The organism is Gluconacetobacter entanii, assembly GCF_013155425.1.
Lineage (GTDB): Bacteria > Pseudomonadota > Alphaproteobacteria > Acetobacterales > Acetobacteraceae > Novacetimonas > Novacetimonas entanii.
The window spans coordinates 135587-157960 of sequence record NZ_JABJWD010000044.1; the positions used below are offsets into that span (position 1 = coordinate 135587).

At 63.4% G+C, this 22374-nt stretch carries 20 protein-coding genes; 7 read left to right on the forward strand and 13 right to left on the reverse strand.

The genetic code is table 11. The features are described 5' to 3' along the window. Positions 1 to 53 precede the first annotated feature (53 nt). Positions 54 to 476, reverse strand: coding sequence for a nucleoside-diphosphate kinase (gene ndk, locus HNH97_RS08465; RefSeq protein ID WP_110914326.1), 423 nt, complete (start codon positions 474 to 476; stop codon positions 54 to 56). A gap of 167 nt (positions 477 to 643) precedes the next feature. Between ndk and HNH97_RS08470 the strand changes: the two genes are divergently transcribed. Then, positions 644 to 2536, forward strand: a complete 1893-nt coding sequence (locus HNH97_RS08470; RefSeq protein WP_171790588.1) for an ABC-F family ATP-binding cassette domain-containing protein — start codon at positions 644 to 646, stop codon at positions 2534 to 2536. 289 nt (positions 2537 to 2825) lie between these two features. Then, positions 2826 to 3968, forward strand: a complete 1143-nt coding sequence (locus HNH97_RS08475; protein ID WP_244949366.1) for an AI-2E family transporter — start codon at positions 2826 to 2828, stop codon at positions 3966 to 3968. Between the two features lie 130 nt (positions 3969 to 4098). Here HNH97_RS08475 and HNH97_RS08480 read toward each other — a convergent pair whose 3' ends face one another. The 4 genes from HNH97_RS08480 to HNH97_RS08495 form a co-directional block, all read right to left on the reverse strand. Further along, positions 4099 to 4680 (reverse strand): HAD family hydrolase, encoded by a 582-nt coding sequence (locus HNH97_RS08480; protein WP_110914324.1) that lies wholly within the window; start codon positions 4678 to 4680, stop codon positions 4099 to 4101. Continuing rightward, a complete protein-coding gene (locus HNH97_RS08485) occupies positions 4677 to 5168 on the reverse strand; it encodes a hypothetical protein (protein ID WP_110914323.1) in 492 nt (163 codons plus the stop codon). Before HNH97_RS08485 ends, HNH97_RS08480 begins: the two co-directional genes overlap by 4 nt. A 197-nt stretch (positions 5169 to 5365) precedes the next feature. Then, positions 5366 to 6505, reverse strand: a complete 1140-nt coding sequence (locus HNH97_RS08490) for a DegT/DnrJ/EryC1/StrS family aminotransferase (protein ID WP_171790589.1) — start codon at positions 6503 to 6505, stop codon at positions 5366 to 5368. Continuing rightward, positions 6502 to 8481 carry a polysaccharide biosynthesis protein gene (locus HNH97_RS08495; RefSeq protein ID WP_171790590.1) on the reverse strand — a complete coding sequence of 660 codons (1980 nt, stop codon included), beginning with the start codon at positions 8479 to 8481 and terminating at the stop codon, positions 6502 to 6504. Before HNH97_RS08495 ends, HNH97_RS08490 begins: the two co-directional genes overlap by 4 nt. Before the next feature lie 77 nt (positions 8482 to 8558). Between HNH97_RS08495 and HNH97_RS08500 the strand changes: the two genes are divergently transcribed. Beyond that, on the forward strand, positions 8559 to 9590 hold the full coding sequence (locus HNH97_RS08500; RefSeq protein WP_216657576.1) for an MraY family glycosyltransferase: 1032 nt from the start codon (positions 8559 to 8561) through the stop codon (positions 9588 to 9590). A gap of 118 nt (positions 9591 to 9708) precedes the next feature. Here the strand turns inward: HNH97_RS08500 and HNH97_RS08505 are convergent, their stop codons facing one another. From HNH97_RS08505 to HNH97_RS08515, 3 genes are all read right to left on the reverse strand, one after another. After that, entirely contained in the window at positions 9709 to 10149 is a 441-nt protein-coding gene (locus tag HNH97_RS08505; protein WP_110914319.1) for a hypothetical protein, read from the reverse strand. Between the two features lie 111 nt (positions 10150 to 10260). After that, positions 10261 to 10683 (reverse strand): MarR family transcriptional regulator, encoded by a 423-nt coding sequence (locus tag HNH97_RS08510; protein WP_390669887.1) that lies wholly within the window; start codon positions 10681 to 10683, stop codon positions 10261 to 10263. Between the two features lie 152 nt (positions 10684 to 10835). Next, the gene (locus tag HNH97_RS08515; RefSeq protein WP_171790592.1) at positions 10836 to 12275 is read right to left on the reverse strand and encodes a leucyl aminopeptidase family protein; all 1440 of its coding nucleotides are present in this window, start codon (positions 12273 to 12275) and stop codon (positions 10836 to 10838) included. 120 nt (positions 12276 to 12395) lie between these two features. Here HNH97_RS08515 and HNH97_RS08520 point away from each other — a divergent pair, with 120 nt between their 5' ends. The 3 genes from HNH97_RS08520 (at position 12396) to fdxA (ending at position 15861) form a co-directional block, all read left to right on the forward strand. After that, on the forward strand, positions 12396 to 15026 hold the full coding sequence (locus HNH97_RS08520; protein WP_171790593.1) for a helicase-related protein: 2631 nt from the start codon (positions 12396 to 12398) through the stop codon (positions 15024 to 15026). Beyond that, positions 15023 to 15355: a S4 domain-containing protein gene (locus tag HNH97_RS08525; RefSeq protein ID WP_171790594.1), complete on the forward strand. Its 333-nt coding sequence runs from the start codon at positions 15023 to 15025 to the stop codon at positions 15353 to 15355. Before HNH97_RS08520 ends, HNH97_RS08525 begins: the two co-directional genes overlap by 4 nt. 176 nt (positions 15356 to 15531) lie before the next feature. Next, entirely contained in the window at positions 15532 to 15861 is a 330-nt protein-coding gene (fdxA, locus tag HNH97_RS08530; protein WP_110094041.1) for a ferredoxin FdxA, read from the forward strand. Between the two features lie 132 nt (positions 15862 to 15993). Here the strand turns inward: fdxA and cyoD are convergent, their stop codons facing one another. From cyoD to HNH97_RS08555, 5 genes are all read right to left on the reverse strand, one after another. Continuing rightward, on the reverse strand, positions 15994 to 16326 hold the full coding sequence (gene cyoD / locus HNH97_RS08535) for a cytochrome o ubiquinol oxidase subunit IV (RefSeq protein ID WP_110914315.1): 333 nt from the start codon (positions 16324 to 16326) through the stop codon (positions 15994 to 15996). Continuing rightward, entirely contained in the window at positions 16326 to 16931 is a 606-nt protein-coding gene (gene cyoC / locus HNH97_RS08540) for a cytochrome o ubiquinol oxidase subunit III (RefSeq protein WP_171790595.1), read from the reverse strand. The genes cyoD and cyoC overlap by 1 nt, the downstream gene beginning before the upstream one ends. Next, positions 16931 to 18925, reverse strand: coding sequence for a cytochrome o ubiquinol oxidase subunit I (gene cyoB / locus HNH97_RS08545; RefSeq protein ID WP_171790596.1), 1995 nt, complete (start codon positions 18923 to 18925; stop codon positions 16931 to 16933). The genes cyoC and cyoB overlap by 1 nt, the downstream gene beginning before the upstream one ends. Before the next feature lie 5 nt (positions 18926 to 18930). After that, positions 18931 to 19857: a ubiquinol oxidase subunit II gene (gene cyoA / locus HNH97_RS08550; protein WP_167400022.1), complete on the reverse strand. Its 927-nt coding sequence runs from the start codon at positions 19855 to 19857 to the stop codon at positions 18931 to 18933. A gap of 721 nt (positions 19858 to 20578) precedes the next feature. Then, positions 20579 to 21358: a Bax inhibitor-1/YccA family protein gene (locus HNH97_RS08555; RefSeq protein ID WP_167400386.1), complete on the reverse strand. Its 780-nt coding sequence runs from the start codon at positions 21356 to 21358 to the stop codon at positions 20579 to 20581. A 277-nt stretch (positions 21359 to 21635) separates the two neighbouring features. On the opposite strand from HNH97_RS08555, the gene thpR reads away from it, so the two are divergent. Further along, positions 21636 to 22175: an RNA 2',3'-cyclic phosphodiesterase gene (gene thpR / locus HNH97_RS08560; RefSeq protein ID WP_110914311.1), complete on the forward strand. Its 540-nt coding sequence runs from the start codon at positions 21636 to 21638 to the stop codon at positions 22173 to 22175. Positions 22176 to 22374 lie beyond the last annotated feature (199 nt).

The window sequence follows — 22374 nt, forward strand, 5'->3', positions numbered from 1 at the left end:
TAAAAAAAGCCGGCATTGCTGCCGGCTTTTCCCACTGATGTCCGAACGGACGATCAGGGCAGGATTTCGGTGCCTGCGAAGAAGAACGAGATTTCGTTCTTCGCGTTTTCCAGGCTGTCGGAGCCATGGACGGAGTTCGCTTCGATGCTTTCGGCGAACTGCGCGCGGATGGTGTGGGCCTCGGCCTTCTTCGGGTCGGTCGCGCCCATCACTTCACGGTTCTTCGCCACCGCGTTTTCGCCCTGCAGCACCTGCACGACAACCGGGCCGGAGACCATGAAGGACACCAGATCTTTGTAGAACGGGCGTTCCTTGTGCACTTCGTAGAACGCGCCAGCGGTGGCGGGCGTAAGCTGGATGCGCTTCTGCGCCACGATGCGCAGGCCCGCGTCCTCGAACACGGCATTGATCTTGCCGGTCAGGTTGCGGCGGGTCGCGTCGGGCTTGATGATCGACAGGGTACGTTCGACAGCCATGGAACTGGCTCCTTTAACTCAAATACATTGGTTCGACAGGACACGATGCCCGTCGAAGGGCAGGTGTCCCTGCCTCACGCCATCTAGAGCATATCGGTCAGGACTGGTAGGTACTACTGCGACGAATCCTGCCATCCGCGCCACATATTCCCGGAGTATCGCGTTTCGTGAGCCTGCTTGTCATATCCGACCTGACCCTTCGCATCGCTGGACGCACCCTTCTCAACGGGGCCAGCCTGACCATTGATCCCGGCCGCAAGGTGGGGCTGGTCGGGCATAACGGGGCGGGGAAATCGACGCTGCTGGCGGCCATCGCGGGGGATATCGCGCCCGATGGCGGGGAAATCCGCCTGTCGTCGCGCGCGCGCATGGCCCGCATCCGCCAGGAAGCCCCCACCGGGCATGGATCGCTGCTCGACACGGTGCTGGCGGGGGATACCGAACGCACCGCACTGCTGGCGGAGGCCGACAGCGCGACCGACCCGATGCGCATTGCCGACATCCATGAACGCCTGCGCGCCATCGACGCCCACAGCGCGCCCGCCCGCGCGGCGGGGATCCTGTCGGGGCTGGGCTTCGACATGGCGGCGCAGGCGCGCCCGGTTTCGGACTTTTCGGGGGGATGGCGCATGCGCGTGGCGCTGGCGACCGCGCTGTTCCTCAATCCCGACCTGCTGCTGCTTGATGAACCGACCAACCATCTCGACCTTGAGGCGACGCTGTGGCTGGAGGGGTGGCTGGCGCGCTTTTCGGGTGCTGCCCTGATCGTCAGCCATGATCGCGGACTGCTGGACCGTGCGGTGGACGCCATCGCCCACCTTGACCGCGGCAAGCTGACGCTGACCCCCGGCGGGTATGAGGAGTTCGTGCGCATCCGCACCGAACAGGCCCTGCAGCAGGCACGCATGGCCGAACGCATCAATGCCCGCCGCGCACACATGCAGTCCTTCGTGGACCGCTTCCGCGCCAAGGCGACCAAGGCGAAACAGGCGCAGGCACGGCTCAAGGCGCTGGAGAAGCTGCCGGTCATCGAATCGGTGGTGGAGGACGCACCCAGCCAGTTCTCCTTCCCCGAACCCTCCCCCCTGCCGCCGCCGATGCTGACGATGGACCGGGTTTCGGTCGGGTATGGCGACACCACCATCCTGTCGAACCTGTCGCTGCGTATCGACATGGAGGACCGCATCGCGCTGCTTGGCGCGAACGGCAATGGCAAGTCCACCTTCGCCAAGCTGGTGGCCGGGCGGCTTGCGCCGCAGTCGGGCACCCTGTCGCACAGTCCGCGCCTGCGCGTGGGTTATTTCGCGCAGCACCAGGCGGAGGAACTGCGCCCCGACGAAACGCCGGTCGATCACATGGCCCGCGCCCTGCCCGATGCGACACCCGTGGCGGTGCGCTCGCAACTGGCGCGCTTCGGGCTGGATGCGGCGCGTGCCGAAACGGTGACGCGCGACCTGTCGGGGGGGGAGAAGGCGCGCCTGCTGCTGGCGCTGGCCACGCGCGATGCGCCGCACCTGCTGATCCTCGACGAACCGACCAACCATCTCGACCTTGACGCGCGCGACGCGCTGATCCGCGCACTGGCGGAATTCGAGGGCGCGGTGCTGCTCATCAGCCATGACCCGCACCTTGTCGAACTGGTGGCCGACCGGCTGTGGCTGGTGGGCGATGGCGGGGTCCGCACGTTCGAGGGCGACATGGCGGAATATCGCGCGTGGCTGATCGAACGCGCCCGCGCCGCGACCTCCGGCGGCGACAGTGCGCGTCCCGCCCCTGCCCCCCGGCGCGAGGACCGGCGCGAACGTGCCGAGGCCCGCAAGGCGCTGGCCCCGCTGCGCCGGCGCATCCGCGACGCGGAAGCCCGCATGGCGAAGCTGGCGGCCGAACAGGCGAAGGTGGAGGCGCGTCTGGCCGATCCCACCCTGTATGAAGCGGCGGACAGCGCGGACGAAGTCACGAAGCTCAACACCCGCCTTGCCGCGCTGCGCCGCGACCATGCGGCGGCGGAAGAGGACTGGCTGGCCGCGGAAACGGAACTGGAGGAAGCCGAGGCCGAATGAACGGCCGGGAGGACTCCGAAAACCATTTCCGGGTCCTTGAGTGATGAAAATAAAAGTTTCCGGGATAGCTTCCCCAGAAACTTTCAAATGATTTTCAGCCGGTCTTACACGCTTCCTTCATTCCGGGGACGGCATCTGTCGTTCCCGGCGGCGCCCTGCGTCCCATGCCAAAAAAATCGCCATCCCGCCGGGGCACCGGGCAGGTCCGTGCGTTTGACCTGAGCCCCTTGCGCATGCGGGGCAAAACGGTTCCGATTCCCCCATAATCCACCAACCCATGGATATCTTTATGGCCTCTTCCACCACCGAGCATGATACCGGCCATGACACGGGCCACGACACCGCGCCGGAGTCCCACGGCGATGCAGGTGACGACGCCCCGACCAACCCGCAGGCCGAACAGCTTGCGCGCATCCACCACCTGCTGCGCCTTGCCCTGACGATCACGGTACTGGTCGTGTCGATCTGGCTGGTGGGTGACGTGCTGATGGTGCTGTTCGCGGCGACCCTTGTGGCCGTGATCCTGCACAACCTGGCGCGCCATCTGGAACGGCGCACACGCATGCCTTACTGGATCGCGCTGAGCATTGTCGTGCTGACCATCATCTCCGCCCTGACCGCCCTGATCTGGAGCAGCGGCCCGGAGATTTCCGAACAGGCCATCCGCCTGCGCACGGCACTGAGCGAGCAGGCGCACACCCTGCGCGACCATATGGGTGACAGCACGCTGGGGCGCATGATCCTCGACAACCTGCCGACCTCCTTTGGCGGGAACGAACATTCCTCCGGCGGCAGCGGATTCGGCTCCATCGCCGGGTCGATGACCGGGTTCGTGACCTCCGCCTTCGGTGCGGCGGGCACGCTGGCGGTCATCCTGATCGCGGGACTGTATTTCGCCATCTCGCCCGAAATCTATGTCAACGGCATGCTGCGCCTTGTGCCGCGCATCTACCGCATGCGCACGCGCGACCTGCTGCTGACGGCGGGACAGACGCTGTGGGCATGGACGGCGGGACAGGCGCTGGACATGACGGTGGTGGGACTGCTGTCGTTCATGGGGCTGTGGATCATTGGCGTGCCGCTGGCACTCGCCCTTGGGGTCGTGGCGGGACTTGCGAACTTCATCCCCTATATCGGCGCGTTCGTCGGGGCGGTGCCTGCCGTGCTGATCGGCCTGTCGCAGGGCACGCGGGAGGGACTGACGGTGCTGGGCCTGTATGCCGCCATCCAGTTCTTCGAAGGAAACGTCATGGCGCCACTGATCCAGCGCCATGCCGTGAAGATGCCGCCCGGCCTGACCATCCTGTCGCAGACGATCTTTGGCACGATCCTTGGCATCCCGGGGCTGATCCTCGCCTCCCCGCTGACGGCGGCGCTGCTGGCGATGATGGACCGGGCCACGCCGAAACTGTCGGATGACGAGCGGGTCTGAACAGTCAGGAAAATAAAGTTGTAAACGTTTCCGGGTGTCGCCTTTTTTCAGAAAGGCGACGTCTCCTGAAGCTTTTTGGAAAAAGCTTCACCAAAAACTTTTACTCTATGAACAGGTATTCCAGACGGGCCTATGCCAGCGTCGCGACATCGACATAGGCCATGCCCGCGTTGCGGGCGGCGGTCATGCCTTCACGGCTGTCCTCGAAGACAAAGCAGTGTTCGGGCGCGACACCAAGGCGCTGGGCCGCCGCAAGGAACAGGTCGGGCGCGGGCTTGCCATGCGCCACGTCGTCAATGGTCAGCATGGCATCGAACAGGTGGTCGAGTCCCACACGCGTCAGCGACGCCTCCACGATCCGGCGCGACCCGTTGGAGGCCACGGCCATCGGCAGGCGGCGGTGATATTCCCGCGCGATCGACGCCACGACCGAGATTTCCTCCAGGTCCACCAGCATGTCATGCAGGCTCTGCCGCGCGGTCGCGATGATCAGTTCGCGATCCACCGCAGCCCCAAGCCTGTCCTCGACGATATCGAGCACCATATGTTCCGACAGGCCCCCCTGCCCCCGGAACCATTCGCGCGAAATGGGCCGTCGGGTCACCTGCTCCAGCGTCGTCATCCACGCCCGCAGGTACAGCGGCAGCGTATCGACCAGCGTCCCGTCGCAGTCGAAGATCAGCGCCTTCACGCCCGGCGGCACGACACTCATGGAAAGGCGGACCGGGGATAGTCGAACTGGTTGGCCAGTTCACGCAGCGGGGCGAAGTCCTTGTCATTGAAATGATGGATCCGGATGACCGCGCCGGGCTTTTCCTCGATGAAGACGGTGTTGTTCCAGTCGGCGGCGCTGATCCCGGTCCACAGGGTAATGCGGAACGGCCCGGAATCCGCGGGCGCGCCGGACGCGTTGTCAACATGCGCCACCTGCATTTCCATCACGGCGTCCCCGCTCGACGGGGGGGTCTGGCCCAGCGGGCCCCAGCCCGATTTGTGCTCCGCCAGCCAGTCATTGAGCATCTTGACCTGTGCCGCGGTCAGGACCCGGTCCTTGCGCATCGGGCCGACGGACATGGTCCCTGACTGCAACTGCGGGAAGGTCAGCGGATGGAAATTGGGCATGGCCATCGACCACAGCCCCGCGGCCGTACCAATCGTGATGACCAGGAACCCGATCAGCAGGGCTGTCTCGCGTCTCATATGTGTCTGTTCTCCCTGGCGCGTGGATATGCGCCGTGTGCCACGGGACGCGCGGACGCACGCCCCATCACTGCCGGATCACGCGGCAGGCTGCGATATTGTGATCCAATACCGCAAATCCCCCGCCCGCGACCACCCTGCCAATGGCGGGACAGACGCGCGCCCGCGCCATCCCCACACGCCATTTTCAACCGTCGTCACGCACCGCATACGGCGGCCACGACCCGCGCCACGTCATGATCCGTCAGCACGGAATGCAGCGGCAGGGCGAGGATACGGCGCGACAGATCCTCCGACACCGGCAGGGATACGCCGTCATGATGCGGCCGGTACGCAGGCTGAAGGTGCAGGGGCATGGGGTAATAGACGGCGCTTGCGACATTGCGGGCCTTCATCTGTTCCTGAAGCGCCGCGCGGTCCTGCGCATCGCGCGTCAGCACGGAATAGATCGCCCAGGCCGATTCGCTGTCGGGCACGCGCGCGGGCGGGACGACGCGCCGGGCAATGCCCGCGTCATAGGCCTGCGCGATCTCGCGCCGGCGCTTCAGGTCGTTATCGAAGATATCCATCTTCGCCAGCAGCACGGCCGCCTGCAGCGTATCAAGCCGCGCATTCATCCCCGTGCGCAGGACCTCGTAACGGGTCTTGCCCTCCCCATGGCTGCGCAGGGAGCGGTAGAGTTCCGCGCGCTCCGGGTCATCGGTCAGGATCGCGCCCGCATCGCCATAGGCGCCAAGCGGCTTTGACGGGAAGAAGGACAGCGTAGTCGCCGCCGCCTCCCGCCCCAGCTTCCGGCCCGACAGGCTCGCGCCAAAGGACTGCGCGCAGTCGGCCATCAGAAACATGTCCTCCGCCGTGGCGATGGCGCGCAGTTCGGGCCATGGCGCGGGCTGCCCGAACAGGTCCACGCCGATGATCGCGCGCGGGCGCAGCCTGCCCTGCGCACGGACATGGGCGATGCGTGCACGCAGGCTGGCGGGATCGATCTGGAACGTGTGGGGATCGACATCGACGAAAACCGGCGTCGCCCCCAGCACCAGCGGCACCTCCGCCGTGGCGGTATAGGTGAAGGCGGGCAGGAACACCGCATCGCCCGGACCGACTCCTTCGGCCATCAGGACGACCTGGATCGCATCCGTGCCCGAGGACACGCCCACGCAGGCGGCGGCCCCGGCATACGAAGCCAGCCGTTCCTCAAGCTCGGAGACTTCCGGCCCCATGACGAAGCGGCAGTGCTTCATCACGGCGTCGATGCGCGCGCGCAGGTTGGGGCCGATTTCCTCCTGCTGTCGGGCCAGGTCCAGAAAACCGATCGGTTTTTCAGCCGGGGAGGTCATGACACATTCCTTTCGCGGTCGGTCCGTCGGGCTGGCGCCGTGTGGTCGCCACGCTGTCCCGTATGGACGAATTCAGGCACAAGCTCCTTGAGCAGCGCAAGCGCGGTCCGGTCGTCGCCCGCCCTGCACGCCCCTACAATCGCATCCATGATAGACGTCGCCAGCGCAAGGTCCACCGTGCGCGGCGTTGCCATGCGCAATCCGCTGCAGCCGGTGGGACGCGGTACCTCGCGCTGGTGGAACAGGTCCTCGGACAGTTTTTCGCCCCGGCGCGCGCCGGTGAAGCGGATCTCGATATCCTGTCCCGGCCGCAGGCCGGCAAGGACGATCATCTGGTGCGCAAGATCGACGATGCGCACTGGCTGTCCCATGTCGAGGACGAAGATCCCCCCCATGCGCAGCATGTCGTCGATCTCCCCCTCGCCGGGGCGGCTGTCCAGTCCGCAGGCGCTGGCCTGCAGCACGAGGGCCACGGCCTCCGCCACGGTCATGAAATAGCGTTCCATGTCCGGGTCGGTGATCGTCAGCGGGCCGCCGCGTTCGATCTGGTGGCGGAACAGGGAGACGACCGACCCGGCCGAGCCCAGCACGTTGCCAAAGCGCACGGTGATGCAGCGCAGGTCCGTCCCGTCACGGCGCGCCACGATGTCGAGTGCCTGGCAGTACATCTCCGCCACGCGCTTGGACGCGCCCATGATGCTGGAGGGATTGACGGCCTTGTCGGTGGAAATCTGCACCATGGCGCGCGTGCCGTGCCGCCGTGCCGCGTCGGCGACCACACGGCTGCCCTCGATATTGGTCAGCAGCCCTTCGCACGGATTGTCCTCCACCATCGGGACATGTTTCAGCGCGGCGGCATGGAAGACCAGTTCGGGGCGGTACTGTGCGAACACCTGCCCGATACGCTGCGGGTCGCGCACATCGGCGATCACGATATGGCGTGGCACCTGCGGGGCCTGTTCGGACAGGTCCACGTCAATCCGCCACAGCGCATATTCCCCGTTATCGAGCAGGATCAGGCTGGCGGGCGCATAGCGGGCGATCTGGCGCACAAGCTCCATGCCAATGGACCCGCCCGCCCCCGTCACCAGCACGCGCCGCCCGCGCAGCATCTCCGCCAGGCGCCCGAAATCGGGGGCGACAGGGGGACGGTTGAGCAGTTCCTCGATCTCGACGGGGTAAAGCTCGCTCCATTCCGGGGCGGTGACCGCCGCGATATCGGGCATGCGGCGGACCTGCACGCCATGCGCCTGCGCGGTGCGCAGCACGGTGGCCAGCGCGGTTCCCTTGCAGCACGGATCAACGACCAGCAACGGTGACGCTTCCGCATCCCTGTGGCACAGGCGCGCCAGCACGGTATCGAGTTCATCCACCGTGCCCAGCACGGGCACGCCATGGATCCGCCGCCCCCGGCGGTGCGCGCCATTGACGACCATTCCGGTCACGGCCATCGCCGCTGACGCCGCATGCATGAACAGATCCGCGCTGCGCCCGTCCGCGACCAGCACGACGCGGTACTGCCCGGCCTGCCCCCCGCGCGCCCGGCGCTGCTGGCGCCATAGTCGCCAGCGCTGGTAGGTCAGGCGACTGCCGACCAGCATGACCAGCAGGACAAGCCCGTGGATGACGGGCAAAGCCGGTCCCGGCACCCCATGGCCACCAAGGGCCATGCCCGTGACACACAGGAACACCGCCAGGGCCGCCGCCCACGCCAGCCGCCAGAAATCCGCCGCCCCGGAAAAGCGCCAGTGCTGCTGTGCAATGCGAAAGGGCATCCCCGCCGCCAGCAGCGCCGCGCCACCGGGCAGCATCACGCGCCAGTCCCACGCCAGACCACCACCCGGATGGTCCAGCCACTGCGCGCACGGCACGGCACAGGCCCCGATACAGAAATCGAGACTGATGTTCACCACGATCGCCTTGGCCGTAAGGAACCGGTGGACAAGCGCGTCAGGCCTGAGGGATTGCACAACCATTGCCCCTCCCCCTATAGCCCAGCAACGAAAGCGCCCAAAGGAAAGATCATGTCCCAAAGCGTAAAGTCGGCCCGGTAATGCACAGGTCACTGCCGTTCATGGTGCTTCTGGTGGCGATCGGGGCGGTCTCCATGCTGCTGGTACGGATCATGGTCCGCGTGCGCGTGCTGGACCATCCCGTCGCACGCAGCGCCCACAGCGTACCCGTCCCGACCGGTGGCGGCATCGGCATCATGGCCGCGTTCATGGCGGGGATGCCGGTTGCCGGCGCGATATGGGGATCCGGGACGCAACGGCCCGCATCAGGGCATTTTGGCACGGCCGGGTTTATCGGCGCGCTGGCGCTGCTGTGCCTTGTTTCATGGTACGACGACCTGCGTCCGCGCCCGGTGGCCGTCAAGCTGCTGGCACAGTTCGCCGCCGCCATGGTGATCGTCGCCTGCCTGCTGCCCCCCGCCACGACCTCCACGGCCGCGACGCTGCTGCTGGCCATCGGCAGTGTCGTGTGGCTGGTGTTCATGGCGAACTGCGTGAATTTCATGGACGGGATGAATGGCCTTGTCTCCGGCACGTCGCTGTGCGCGTGCCTGATGCTGCCATGGCTTGCCCCCGCGCCCGTGGCCGCCACCGTCATTCCCATCGCCGGGAGCATGGCCGCCGCGATCGCGGGATTCCTGCCGTTCAATTTCCCCCGCGCCCGGATTTTCATGGGTGATGTCGGCAGCCAGGGATGCGGGATGGTGCTGGGCACGCTCGGCCTGCTGCTGGCGCATGGCGGGGATGGCGGATGGGCGGTCATGCCGCTGCTGATGTCCGGACTGCTGTGTGATGTCACCTTCACGCTGCTGCGCCGGTGGCGTGCGGGCGAGTCGATCGTGACCGCGCACCGGGGCCACCTGTACCAGGTCGCCCATCGCAGCGGCCTGCCCTGCACGCTGCTGTCCCCGCTGGCATGGGGGATGTGCCTGTGGGGCGGCGCACTTGCGTGGCTGCTTCGCCATGGCGGGATCCCGGCATGGGCCGCCTTCGCCCTTGCGGCCGGGACACAGGCGGCATGGGCGGGATATGTCCGCCACCGTGTCCGCACCCATCCCGTCGGCCGGTGGTAGGCCACGCCAGCCATGGCCACGAACGCCAGCGAAATGCCAGCAGATACAAAAACAGGGACCGGCCGCGATGGCTGGTCCCTGCTGTCATGCGATCCGATCCCGGCACAGGCCGGCAGGATTATTTGGCGAGGGTGATCTTCATGCCCTGTGCCGCCGCGGCAAGGCGTCCGCCCTTGCTCTGCGTCACCAGCTTGATCTTCACCCCGTTGGGATTGCTCAGCACGATGCCGCCCACGCCCGAACCCGCCGTGGCCTCGCCGTTGACGGCGGCATAGCTGCCCTCGAAATCCTTGACGGCGTGCAGGTTATAGACCTCGCCACTGCCCGTAACCTTGGAATATCCGACGGCGGCGACCGAACCGCCATCAATACGGAAACGGTAGGTATGGTGCTGGAACGTCAGGCGCCCCGAACCCCATGTCCGGCCAATCCCGATATCGGCGGACTGAACCTTGATCGTGACATGTCCCACAGGTGTTCCAAGCGCGTCATCGGCATGGGCGACTGCACCAAGAAGGGGCAGCGCCATCAGGCCTGCTGCCGCCGCGCGGGTTACCATGCGAATCATCGAATTCTCCTGTCCGTTACCGTCTCAAGAACCATAGCCCCTGCATAATGCGCCGCACGGGCCACGGTTGCACCGCGCCCCGCCGCCATCATGGATGCATGATCAGCCCGCGCGACGCATGCGCGCATCCATGCTGCGCACGCGCGCCTTGCGCACGGGGGCCTCGGCTTCGCGATCCTGCTGCGGGGCGCTGACCTCGTTCACGATGGCCACCAGGTCACGCAGGTAGTACTTGCCCTCGATCGTGCGGCGGATCAGGACGGAGCGGCCATCCATGTGGTCACGCACCCGCTTGACGAGCTTGAGGTCCTCCAGCCGGTCCAGCGCGCGCGTGATCGCGGGCTTGGAGACCTTCAGGTCCGCCGCAAGGCCGCGCACGGTATGCGGGCCTTCCTGCTGGTAGCAGGTCAGGAAGACCCCCAGCTGGCGCGCGGACAGATCCGGGCCATCGCGCCGCACCATCGAGACGATGGTATCGCGCAGGACGTTGATCATGGAATCCGAACCTGATGACTGTGCCATCATTTCAATCCTTGTTCTGCTGTCCATGGCCGGACCGGGGCGAAGACTCCGCACCCGGCCAGGACATGGGATAAGATGGTGTTGCACATATAATTGGCAATTACGGCATATATAAGTCGCAGAATGCAAATTAGTTTCCGGATCGGATCGTTACATCACTGTCCCATTATGTCCTCGATATTAAATATTTTTAATATACCGCCGTAAGTGGCTCTTAAACAAAGACTTTCCCCACCTTCCGGCCGACCGGGCCGTGCGGAATCATTCCATCCATACGTGTCGATATGAGCCCAGCGCACACCAGTTTTGACAAAATTCTGCAAAAACAGGGCGGCCGTTACGGCCCCGGCCATCGGTCGGGATGAAATATTGTTCATATCTGCCACCGGACTGCGCAGCCATGCGCGGTACCCGTTCCACAGGGGCAGGCGCCACATCGGATCCGCGCACATGTCCCCCGCCGCCAGCAGGTCCACCGCTACCGCGTCGTCATTGCTGAACAGCGCGGGCAGGTCCGGCCCCAGCGCCACGCGCGCGGCCCCCGTCAGCGTCGCGGCGTCAAGCAGCAGGTCGGGGGCGGAGTCGCAGGCCTCGCTCAGCAGGTCGCACAGCACAAGCCGCCCTTCGGCGTCGGTATTGCCGACCTCCACCGTCTGTCCCGAACGCGTGACGATCACGTCGGACGGCCGCATGGCGTGGCCCGACACGCTGTTTTCGACACAGCCCAGACGCAGTTCCAGCCGCAGCGGCAGGTCACGCAGCATAATGAGCCGTGCGAGGGCGAGCATCAGCGCCGCGCCGCCCATGTCCTTCTTCATCCGCAGCATGGAGGACGCGGGCTTGATGTCATATCCGCCCGTATCGAAACACACCCCCTTGCCCGCCAGCGACAGCAGCGGCGCGGTCGCGTCCGCCGCACTGCCGCGCCATTCGGCCACGACGACGCAGGGGGGACGGTCCGACCCCATCCCGACATGGGCGACGGTGGGATAGGCCGCCTGCAATGCCTCCCCCGTGACGACACGCACCTGCGCGCCCAGCGGTTCCAGCGTGGTCCGCGCCGCCCGTGCCAGGTCATCGGGTCCCATCAGGTTGGGTGGCGTATTGATCAGATCACGCGCCTGGCACATGCACGCCGCCACCTGCGCCGCGCCAATGGCCTGCGGCGTCACGACCAGACGCGCCTGCGCCCCGGTATCGGGTTGCGTGCGGCCGAATGCGGGCATGCGGTACCCGCCCAGACAGAAGCCAAGGACGATATCATCCGCCGTCACCCCCGCCGGGGCCTGCACGCGCCACGCACCGGCGGGCAGGTGCGCCGGCAGCACGCCATACACGAACGGGTCGCAGGCCTCGTCCTGCGGACCATCGCCCAGGCCCAGCAATGCCGCGTCCACCCCCTTTTCCCCCGGCAGCAGCAGCACCTGCCCATGGGTCGCGCCAAATCCGGCATCGGTGGCGAACGCCGCCGCCGCCCCACCGATCAGGTCCGCAAGCTGCGGCAACTGCGCGGGCCGCAGCGCATGGACCACGCGTACCGGCAGGTCACCTGCCGCCGCCTCTGGCAGCAGGCAGGGAAAATCCTCAAATGTCATGACATTGCCCTTTCAGGTCATTTGCCCCAGCGTGCGTCCGCCACGCGCGGCATGCAACCTGTCAGGCGTGATATGCTGGTTTTGCTTGCATTTGCCCGCCACTCGCCAGAGCATGCGGATATGACGGGTGTACCCACGGGGGCTGGCCCCCTTCATTCCGCCGCCGGACGCGCGACCGGCATTTCGTCCTCCGCGCAGGTGCGCGCCGTACTCGGCCCCACCAACACCGGAAAGACGCATCTGGCCATCGAACGGATGCTGGCGCATGCCAGTGGCATCATCGGCTTTCCGCTGCGCCTGCTCGCACGCGAAAATTATGACCGCATGGTCGCGCGCAAGGGCGTGGGCAAGGTCGCGCTCATCACCGGCGAGGAAAAGATCATCCCTCCCGATGCGCGCTGGTTTTCGTGCACGGTGGAGGCCATGCCCCTCGACCGCCGGGTGGCGTTCGTCGCGGTCGATGAAATCCAGCTCTGCGCCGATCCCGACCGCGGGCACATCTTTACCGACCGCCTGCTGCATGCGCGCGGGCAGGTGGAGACGATGTTCCTTGGCGCCGACACCATCCGCCCGCTGCTGCGCCGTCTGGTGCCGGGAATCGAGATCGACCACCGTCCCCGCCTGTCGCACCTGGGACATATGGGGGCGAGCAAGCTGACACGCCTGCCGCCACGTTCGGCCATCGTCGCCTTCTCCGCGGCCGAGGTCTATGCCATTGCCGAACTGATCCGCCGCCGCCGTGGCGGGTGCGCGATCGTGATGGGGCAACTCTCCCCGCGCACGCGCAATGCGCAGGTCGCGCTGTACCAGAACAAGGAGGTGGACTACCTCGTCGCGACGGATGCGATCGGGATGGGGCTGAACATGGACGTCAACCATGTCGCCTTCGCCAGCCTGTCCAAATTCGACGGCACGCGCATGCGCCCCCTGACTCCGGCGGAAATCGCGCAGGTGGCCGGACGCGCGGGGCGTGGCCTGCGCGATGGCACGTTCGGCACCACCGGGATGTGCCGCCCCCTGTCCGAGGAGGTCGCCGAAGCGGTGGAGGAACACCGTTTCGACCCGCTGACACGCCTGTCATGGCGCAACAGCGACCTTGATTTCTCCAGCCCCGACGCACTCCTCACAAGTCTCGGGCGCTCCCCGCCACGGCCCGAACTGACGGCGGGGCACGAGGCGTCGGATGTGCTCGCGCTGGCAAACCTTGCCGCCAGCCCCGAAATCCGCACCCTTGCCCGTTCACGCGCGGCGACGCGCCTGCTGTGGGAAGCCTGCCAGATCCCGGATTTCCGCAAGCTGGGCGATGACAGCCATATCCGGCTGTGCGCGCGAATCTTCTCCCACGTCATCCGCGATGGACGGGTTCCCCCCGCATGGATGGAAGGGCAGATCGCCGCCTTCCTGCGGCCGGAAGGCACGATCGATTCCCTGATGCACCGCCTGTCGGGCATCCGTGTCTGCGCCTATGTCGCCGCGCGCCCCGACTGGCTGCGCAATGCCGAATACTGGCAGGAGCGCACGCGCGATGCGGAAAACCAGTTGTCCGACGCGCTGCATGCGCAACTGACCGCGCGTTTCGTGGACCGCCGCGCCGCAACCCTGATCCGGCGGCTTGATGAAGGCAGCGCGGACGACCTGCTGTCCGCCGTCACGGCACAGGGCGAGGTGCTGGTGGAGGGGCATTCCGTCGGGCGTATCGCGGGGCTGGACCTGATGGCCGATGGCATCGACGCACCGGATGGCCGCCTGCTGATGCGCGCGGCGCGACGGGCGGTGCGCACCGAAATCCCGCGCCGCGTGCATGTGCTGGCCCATGCGCCCGACTCCTGCTTCGATATTGCGCAGGACGGGCGGCATCTGATGTGGGAGGGCGTGAATGTCGCCCGCCTGCGCCGTGGCCATGACCTGCTGCATCCAAGGATCGAGGTGCTGGACAACCCGCTGCTGGACAATGTGCAGCGCGAACGCATCCGCGAACGCCTGCAGCAATGGCTGGAGCGCCATGTGCGCGACGTGCTGGCCCCGCTGTTCGCGGCACAGGCTGCGGTGCCCGACGACCCGGCATTGCGCGGAATCGTGCATCGCCTGATGGAAGATGGCGGCGTCACCCCACTGCACCGTGACGAGGCGCGTTCGCGCGTCCTGCACGGGCATCTGGGCCGTCTGGGCATCCGCATGGGGCATCTGGCGCTGTTCATGCCCGCGCTGATGAAACCGCGCTGCATGCGCCTGCGCGCCATCCTGACCTGCGCGCATATGGAGACGGACATCCCCGAACTGCCGGCCGCCAGCGTGATTTCCGTCCCCCATGACCTGCTGCCCGCGACATTCATGGACCGCATGGGCTGGATGCGCGCGGGGCCGGTGCGTATCCGCGCCGATATCGCGGAAAAGCTGGTCACCGAACTCACACGGCAGACCCGGCATCATCCCGTGCCGCTGTCGAACGCCCTTGCCTCGCGCCTGAGCATCCGGCGTGACGCGGTCCTGGCCGTGCTCAAGGGTCTGGACATCCATGTCCGCCCGGCGCGCCCGATGCCGCCGGCGCAGTTCGGTCCCCCTGCCCCCGTCATGCTGATGGGACGCCTGCGTCACAGGCCCGCGCACACGCCCCCCCGGACCGTCCCGTCGCGGGCACATGCCGCCCCTCCCGCAGGGAACCGCAGGCCCCATCCCGCCGCGCGTGGCGGACATGACGCGGGGGATCATCCCTTTGCGGCCCTGGCCGTGCTGAAGGTGCGTCAGTCATGAGCCGCAAGGGGGCACGGGAGGCCGGACCGGGGGAAGACGCCCCACAGGTCCAGCGCCTTGACCTGTGGCTGTGGCATGCCCGTTTTGCGCGGAGTCGTAATGACTGCGCGGAATTCATCGCGGCGGGACAGGTGCGCATCAATCGCCAGCGCACGGTGAAGGCCCACGCACAGGTGCATCTGGACGATATCCTGACACTGCCCGCGCCCGACCGGCGCAGCGTCATGGTCATTCGCGTGACAGGCTTCGCCCGTCGTCGTGAGGGCGCGTCTGCTGCACGGATGTTATATGACGTTATTCCAGAAATTGATGAAAAGCATCGCACATAGCCCACATCGCCACGGATTATTCATTTGTGGGCGTCTTTGACTTGCCACAATGGCAAAACCCTCTCATATCTTCGGCCATTCCGGATGAGGTTTTCTGCCCTGGCTGGCGCCCTCATCTCATGTCCCTGGCTGAAGATATACTGCTTTGGCCTGCAAATAATGATCGGAGATAGGCGATGACCTATGTGGTCACCGAAAACTGCATTCGCTGCAAATTCATGGATTGCGTCGAGGTCTGCCCCGTCGACTGCTTCTATGCTGGTGAAAACTTCCTGGTAATCAGCCCGGACGAATGCATCGATTGCGGCGTGTGCGAACCGGAATGCCCGGCCGAGGCGATTTTCCCCGACAGCGACGACCGCGCCACCGCATGGGCGGAAATCAACGCCAAATATGCAGGCGTATGGCCCAACATCACCCGCAAGGGCGAACCCCCCGCCGATGCGGAAGAATGGAAGGACAAGCCCAACAAGGCTGAACTGCTGTCGCCGGAACCCCAGAAATAAAACTGATCCGGTAACACCGTTCCATCAAAAAGGGCCGGCGAGGATTTCCTCGCCGGCCCTTTTTTTCGACCAATGGTTTCTTCAACCGCTGTCCGGATACCCCGAAGGATATCCGGACCGTGCTGATATCGCTTAGCGCGACATCATGTTGATCGAGGTGTCGTGCATGATGAAGACCGTGCCGCCAACCAGGATCAGAACCGTCACGACCGTGAAAGCAAAGGCCATGACATTCCAGCGCTGTTCGGACGAACCGTTCATGTGCAGGAAGAAGATCAGGTGAACGACGATCTGCACCACGGCCAGGAGCGTGATCGCCCCCATGGTTCCGGACGGTGAGAACGTATGCGCCATCACCAGGCCGAAAGCCGCAGCCGTCAGCAGGACAGAAATCACGAACCCGGTGAGGTAAGACCCTACACTCCCGTGGCTCTCGCCTGAGGCGGATGTATGTGCATCAGACATCAGACCACACTCATCAGATAGACAAAGGTGAAGACACAGATCCAGACGATGTCCAGAAAGTGCCAGAACAGGCTGAGGCAGGTGAGCTTGCCGATCATGCGCTCGTTCAGCTCGGTCTTGCCAGCCGTCTGGAACAGCAGGACCGCCATCCACAGCAGGCCGCAGGTGACATGCAGACCATGCGTGCCAACCAGCGTGAAGAACGACGACAGGAACGCGCTGCGATCCGGGCCGTTGCCTTCGGCAATCATGTGAGTGAACTCACGGATTTCCATGAACAGGAAGCCCAGGCCCAGCAGGAAGGTAACCCCCAGCCAGACCCGCATCGTGCTGATCTTGTTCTCGTGTGCGGCGATCATGCCGAAACCGTAGGTGATGGAGCTGAACAGCAGGATCGCCGTTTCAATTCCCACACCCGACAGTTCAAAGACCTCATGACCGTTCGGTCCGCCGTTAAACTGGGTCCGCAGCACCGCGAACACAGCAAACAGCGTGCCGAAGATGATGCAGTCCGTCATCAGATACAGCCAGAACCCGAACACCACGGGAGATTCGTGGTGTTCTTCGTGGGCGTGGGCCGCATCAGCAGTAATATTTTGCGCCATTATTCTGCTGCCTGTGCTGCCATAAGTTTGTGAGTGTGCTCGTTTTCAATACGGGCAACCTCGGAGACCGGCACATAGTAGTCGACATCGTTGTCGGACGAACGTGCGATCACCGTAGCGATGACACCAATCAGACCAACAGCAGCCAGCCACCAGATCCACCACACGGCAGCAAAGCCAAGGATGAAGCTGAACGCACCGATAAGGAAACCACAGGCCGTATTCTTCGGCATATGGATGGGCTGGTAATCAGCACCCGCGCAACGCGTGTCGATACCGGCTTCCTTGTCGTGGGCAAACGCATCGAGTTCATGAACAACCGGCAGAACCGCGAAGTTGTAGAACGGCGGGGGCGAAGACGTGGACCATTCCAGCGTACGAGCGTTCCAGGGATCGCCCGTCATGTCACGGTTTTCAGCCAGGTTGCGATCACGGATCGAAACATACAGCTGCGTCAGCTGGCACACGATACCCAGGGCGATCAGGACCGCACCGAATTCCGCGATCAGCAGCCAGGGATGCCATTCGGGGTTGTCGTAGTGGTTCATACGACGGGTCATGCCCTCGAAGCCCAGGACATACAGCGGCATGAACGCGAAGTAGAAGCCAACGAACCAGAACCAGAACGCCCGCTTGCCCCACGCTTCGTTCAGCTTGAAGCCGAAAGCCTTGGGGAACCAGAAGTTCATCGCCGCGACGTAGCCGAAATACACACCACCAATAATCACGTTATGGAAGTGGGCGATAACGAACAGACTGTTATGCAGCACGAAGTCCGAAGCCGGGATCGCAAGCATAACGCCGGTCATGCCACCGATGGAGAAGGTGATCATGAAGCCGATGACCCAGTACATGGTCGCGTGGAATTCGACGCGGCCCTTATACATGGTGAACAGCCAGTTGAAGATCTTCACGCCCGTCGGGACCGCGATGATCATGGTCATGATGCCAAAGAACGCGTTGACGTTCGGGCCGGCACCCATGGTGAAGAAGTGGTGAACCCACACAACCAGCGACAGGACCATGATGGAGGCCGTGGCGTACACCATCGTCTTGTAGCCGAACAGCGGCTTGCGGGAGAAGGTCTGGGTGATTTCGGAGAAGGCACCGAAGGCAGGCAGCACCAGGATGTACACTTCGGGATGGCCCCAGCCCCAGATCACGCTCAGATAGAGCATCTGGTTGCCGCCGCCGTCATTGGTGAAGAAGTGCATGCCCAGGTAACGGTCAAGACCCAGCAGACCCATCGCAACGGTCAGGATCGGGAAGGCCACCATGATCAGCACGGTCGTGCAGAAGATGGTCCAGGTGAACACCGGCATCCGCATGTAGTCCATGCCAGGCGCACGCATCTTCACGATCGTCGCGAAGAAGTTCACACCCGTCAGCAGCGTGCCGACACCCGACAGCTGAACCGCCCAGATGTAGTAGTCAACACCGACGCCGGGGCTGAACTGCTGTTCGGACAGCGGGGGATACGCCAGCCAGCCGCACTGCGAGAACTCACCGATGAACAGGGAGACGTTGACCAGCAGGAAGCTGATGGTCGTCATCCAGAAGCTCAGCGTGTTCACGAAGGGGAAGGCAACGTCGCGCGCACCGATCTGCAGCGGAACCACGATGTTCATCAGACCCTGCATGAACGCCATGGCCATGAAGAAGATCATGATGGTGCCGTGGGCGGAGAAGATCTGGTCATAGTGGTGCGGCGGCAGGTAACCGGGGTTCCCGGCATAGGCCAGCGCAAGCTGTGAACGCATCATGATGGCGTCGGCAAAACCGCGGAACAGCGCAACGAGCGCGACCACGATATACATGACACCAATACGCTTGTGATCGACCGAGGTCAGCCACTCACGCCACAGGTAACCCCATTTGCCGTAATAGGTGATCAGACCCAGAACGGCCAGTCCCGCGATCGCGGCACCAATGAAGGTCCCTACAAGGATCGGCACATCGATAGGAATGGCCGACCAGGTTAATTTTCCTAACATCTGTCCTATTCCTTCATATTCATGTCGGACATTGCGGACTGCTGCATGTGCAGCATCTTGCCGGTGCTCTTATCCATGACCATGCCGTTGTTGTACTTGGCAACGATATCGTCAAACAGAGTCGCATCGACATGCGAGAAGTACTCGACCGGGTTCGCCTCGCTCGGGGCGGCCAGCTTGGGATAGCTTGCGCTGTCCAGCTGCTCGGACGAAGCCTTCACCTTTTCCACCCACGCGCTGTACTGGTCCGCCGGCATTGCCAGCGCACGGAAACGCATGTCGGAGAAGCCGCGGCCACTAAAGTTAGAGGATTCACCCTGGAAATCGCCAGCTTCGTTTGCAATCAGGTGAAGCTGCGTCTGCATGCCCGCCATGGCGTAGATCATGGTGCCAAGCTGCGGGATGAAGAACGAGTTCATCACGGAATCAGAGGTAATCCGGAAATCAACCGGCGTATTCACCGGCATTGCCATCTGGTTGACCGTGGCGATCCCCTCATCCGGATAGATAAAGAGCCACTTCCAGTCCAGGGCCACCACTTCGACGTGGATCGGCTTGACGTTCGCTTCGGCCTCAAGCGGCTTGTACGGGTCAAGCGAATGGCAGGTCTGGTAGGTCAGCACAGCCAGGAACAGGATGATCAGGCTGGGAACGGCCCAGATGACCACCTCGATCTTGTTGGAATGCGACCATTTCGGCAGGTACTCGGCCGAGGTGTTGGACTGGCGGTAATGCCAGGCAAACCACAGCGTCAGGATACATACCGGAATGACCACCAGCAGCATCGCTACGGTGGAGGTCAGGATCAGGCTTTTTTCCTGGACCCCGATCACACCCTTGGGGTTCAGCGTATCCCAATCGCATCCCGCCAGGAGGGCTGCGGAGGACAAGCACATTAATTTCGATAATCTTGGCAAGATTTTTTTCTTCATCTCACGCCTCGTTGGTTTCGACATCACCCTATTTCGCTCACATCCTCGCTTCATCCACGGGCACTAACAACAACGGTCACGTTATACGCACGCCACGGGCCATGCATCTGCATTCGTGCAGGCAACAACGTCCCACAACAGCGACATCGCGCCTTCGTCAACTCCCGAAAATCAAACATATGGTTTTTTTCGGTTTGCATCTGTCATGAGTTGGTTGCCGACCGGCTGACCATGATTTCGATCAATCCAGCCCATCAGATATCAATCCTGGTTTCTATCAGGGCAGATCGGACCGGTAATCGCGATGCCGTCCTGTGTCTTGAAGCGTACCTTTTTCGTGCCGTATTCCCTTTCATATGTTTTCTCTATTCAAGGGTTATCCGACCTGAACCCCTCCATAAGCAAGTCTTCACATAATATTTCAATAGATTTCAAAGATGGGGGAATATCTTATTTTTTTACATAAAAACAATGCATTAACCGTTTCTCTCGTGCATCACACTCTTGTCAACTAACTGTTTCTCATAATGAATAAGTCTTATTTCGAACAACGTTTGTTCCATAACGCCCTGAAATGTTCCCATTGTGTTCGTACTTCGCCCATATCGGGCCACGACATGAAAAAAGCCCGCCACTTTCGTGACGGGCTGATCTGCCTGAGTCTTTCATATCCATTCCCGACATGGCCCGCAGGAACAGGCCGGGAGCATGTGAAGCATCTTCAGTCGTTGTTGTTGTTACGCACACCCATGAACTGCAGCAGGAACTGGAACAGGTTGATGAAGTTGAGATACAGGTCCAGCGCGTCATAGACCGCGCGGCGGGCCGCCATATCCGGCCCTTCATAGGCCGCGAACTGCTGGTAGTTGAACTTGATGCGCTGCGTATCGAACATGGTCAGCCCGATGAACAGCAGCACGCCAACCACGCTGTAGATGAAATAGACGGCCGGGCTGTGCAGGAACAGGTTCACGAGTCCGGCGATCACCAGACCGAACAGTCCCATCATCAGGAACGAGCCAAAGCGGGTCAGGTCGGCGCGCGTGGTGTAGCCCCAGATGGACATCGTGGCGAAGGTCGCCGCCGTGATGAAGAACACCCGCGTAATCGACACCCCGGTGAACACAAGGAAGATGTTGGCCAGACTGCAGCCCATCACCCCGCAGAACAGCCAGAACAGCGCCTGCACCGCCTGCAGCGACAGGCGCGTCACGCCAAAGGACATCACCAGGACGAATCCCAGCGGGGCGATCATCGCCAGCATGCCCAGTCCGGTCGGGCGGAAGATATCGCCCCCGGGCGTCTGCACCGCCTGATAGAACACGGACTGCAACGCGGCATTGTGTGCGATCAGGTAGGCAACCAGCCCCGTCAGCACCAGCCCCGAAGTCATCCAGTTATAAACGCGCAACATATAGGTCCGCAGTCCCATGTCGATGGAACTGGCGGCACCATTTGCCGTAGGTCTGGCAAAAGTTCGCGAATCCGGGCCAAAAGCCATTTCAAGTTTCCTTCATTCACGTCGTGCGAACGCGTCATCCCTGAATGTGGGGCATCCTATAGAGGCTTCAAGAACGTTCGCGTGGCCAACACATTAAAAGATGGCAACACATGCCCCCTGCCCGGACATGATACCCGGCAAAGGCCACTGCGTCATAGATACGTACATTAGTATATAGTACAGCCTGACATCATCTGGCCCGGCAGACGGGGCAATACTCCCGCACGTCACCCCGCGGCTGGCATCTTCCACCCCATCTGCCTGACTGGTCCGCCTGATGAGACTTTTCATTGCCCTCGGAATCCCCCACCCCCTTTCAGCACGCCTGGCGGAGCTGCGCGGCAGCCTTGCCGAAGTGAACTGGGTGCCGCCGGAAACCTACCACCTCACGCTGCGCTTCATCGGGGAGGTCACGGACCGGCACCTGATGGAGGACATCCACCACGCGCTCTCGGCCATCCGTGCGCCATCCTTCGACCTGCTTGCCGATGGGCCGGGCCTGTTCGAACGCCCCGCGGCACCCGCGACGCTGTGGATGGGAGTCGTCCGGAACGAATCCCTCCTCCATCTCCAGCGCAAGGTGGATACCGCCATGCGGCGTGTCGGGCTCGATGACCGGCGGCGGCGGTTCGTGCCACACATCACCCTTGGCTCCATCCCCCATCCTGACCCGGCGCGACTGGCGCCATGGCTGGGGCGTCATGGCCTGGCCGATGGCGCGGCGACCACCATCGAGGCCTTCTCCCTCTACAGTTCGCTACGGGGCAAGGAGTCTCCCGTCTATGAGGTGCTGGAGGATTACACCCTGAGTCCCTGACGCAGGGTTGCATCACTTTCGAAACAAGTGCCCGTTCGATACCGCCTGGTCACATATTTTACGAATATATGAAATGCATATGTGGCATATAAAGTTACCGGCACATGACCTGCCACCTGCGGCCAGAAGGGAAAATATCCTTTAAAAACAGGAACATTTCAAAAGATTACACGCAGGTCATCTTGTGCGAATCATTGCT

Coding starts and splice junctions, on each gene's coding strand:
- HNH97_RS08480 (WP_110914324.1), bottom strand. CDS start 4,680: ATGAGTGTCGTGCCGCCGGGCGTGAAGGCGCTGATCTTCGACTGCGAC.
- HNH97_RS08515 (WP_171790592.1), bottom strand. CDS start 12,275: ATGACATTTGAGGATTTTCCCTGCCTGCTGCCAGAGGCGGCGGCAGGT.
- HNH97_RS08525 (WP_171790594.1), top strand. CDS start 15,023: ATGAGCCGCAAGGGGGCACGGGAGGCCGGACCGGGGGAAGACGCCCCA.
- HNH97_RS08555 (WP_167400386.1), bottom strand. CDS start 21,358: ATGGCTTTTGGCCCGGATTCGCGAACTTTTGCCAGACCTACGGCAAAT.
- HNH97_RS08520 (WP_171790593.1), top strand. CDS start 12,396: ATGACGGGTGTACCCACGGGGGCTGGCCCCCTTCATTCCGCCGCCGGA.
- cyoC (WP_171790595.1), bottom strand. CDS start 16,931: ATGGCGCAAAATATTACTGCTGATGCGGCCCACGCCCACGAAGAACAC.
- cyoB (WP_171790596.1), bottom strand. CDS start 18,925: ATGTTAGGAAAATTAACCTGGTCGGCCATTCCTATCGATGTGCCGATC.
- HNH97_RS08510 (WP_390669887.1), bottom strand. CDS start 10,683: ATGATGGCACAGTCATCAGGTTCGGATTCCATGATCAACGTCCTGCGC.
- fdxA (WP_110094041.1), top strand. CDS start 15,532: ATGACCTATGTGGTCACCGAAAACTGCATTCGCTGCAAATTCATGGAT.
- HNH97_RS08475 (WP_244949366.1), top strand. CDS start 2,826: ATGGCCTCTTCCACCACCGAGCATGATACCGGCCATGACACGGGCCAC.
- HNH97_RS08485 (WP_110914323.1), bottom strand. CDS start 5,168: ATGAGACGCGAGACAGCCCTGCTGATCGGGTTCCTGGTCATCACGATT.
- HNH97_RS08500 (WP_216657576.1), top strand. CDS start 8,559: ATGCACAGGTCACTGCCGTTCATGGTGCTTCTGGTGGCGATCGGGGCG.
- HNH97_RS08495 (WP_171790590.1), bottom strand. CDS start 8,481: ATGGTTGTGCAATCCCTCAGGCCTGACGCGCTTGTCCACCGGTTCCTT.
- cyoA (WP_167400022.1), bottom strand. CDS start 19,857: ATGAAGAAAAAAATCTTGCCAAGATTATCGAAATTAATGTGCTTGTCC.
- cyoD (WP_110914315.1), bottom strand. CDS start 16,326: ATGTCTGATGCACATACATCCGCCTCAGGCGAGAGCCACGGGAGTGTA.
- thpR (WP_110914311.1), top strand. CDS start 21,636: ATGAGACTTTTCATTGCCCTCGGAATCCCCCACCCCCTTTCAGCACGC.
- HNH97_RS08505 (WP_110914319.1), bottom strand. CDS start 10,149: ATGGTAACCCGCGCGGCGGCAGCAGGCCTGATGGCGCTGCCCCTTCTT.
- HNH97_RS08490 (WP_171790589.1), bottom strand. CDS start 6,505: ATGACCTCCCCGGCTGAAAAACCGATCGGTTTTCTGGACCTGGCCCGA.
- ndk (WP_110914326.1), bottom strand. CDS start 476: ATGGCTGTCGAACGTACCCTGTCGATCATCAAGCCCGACGCGACCCGC.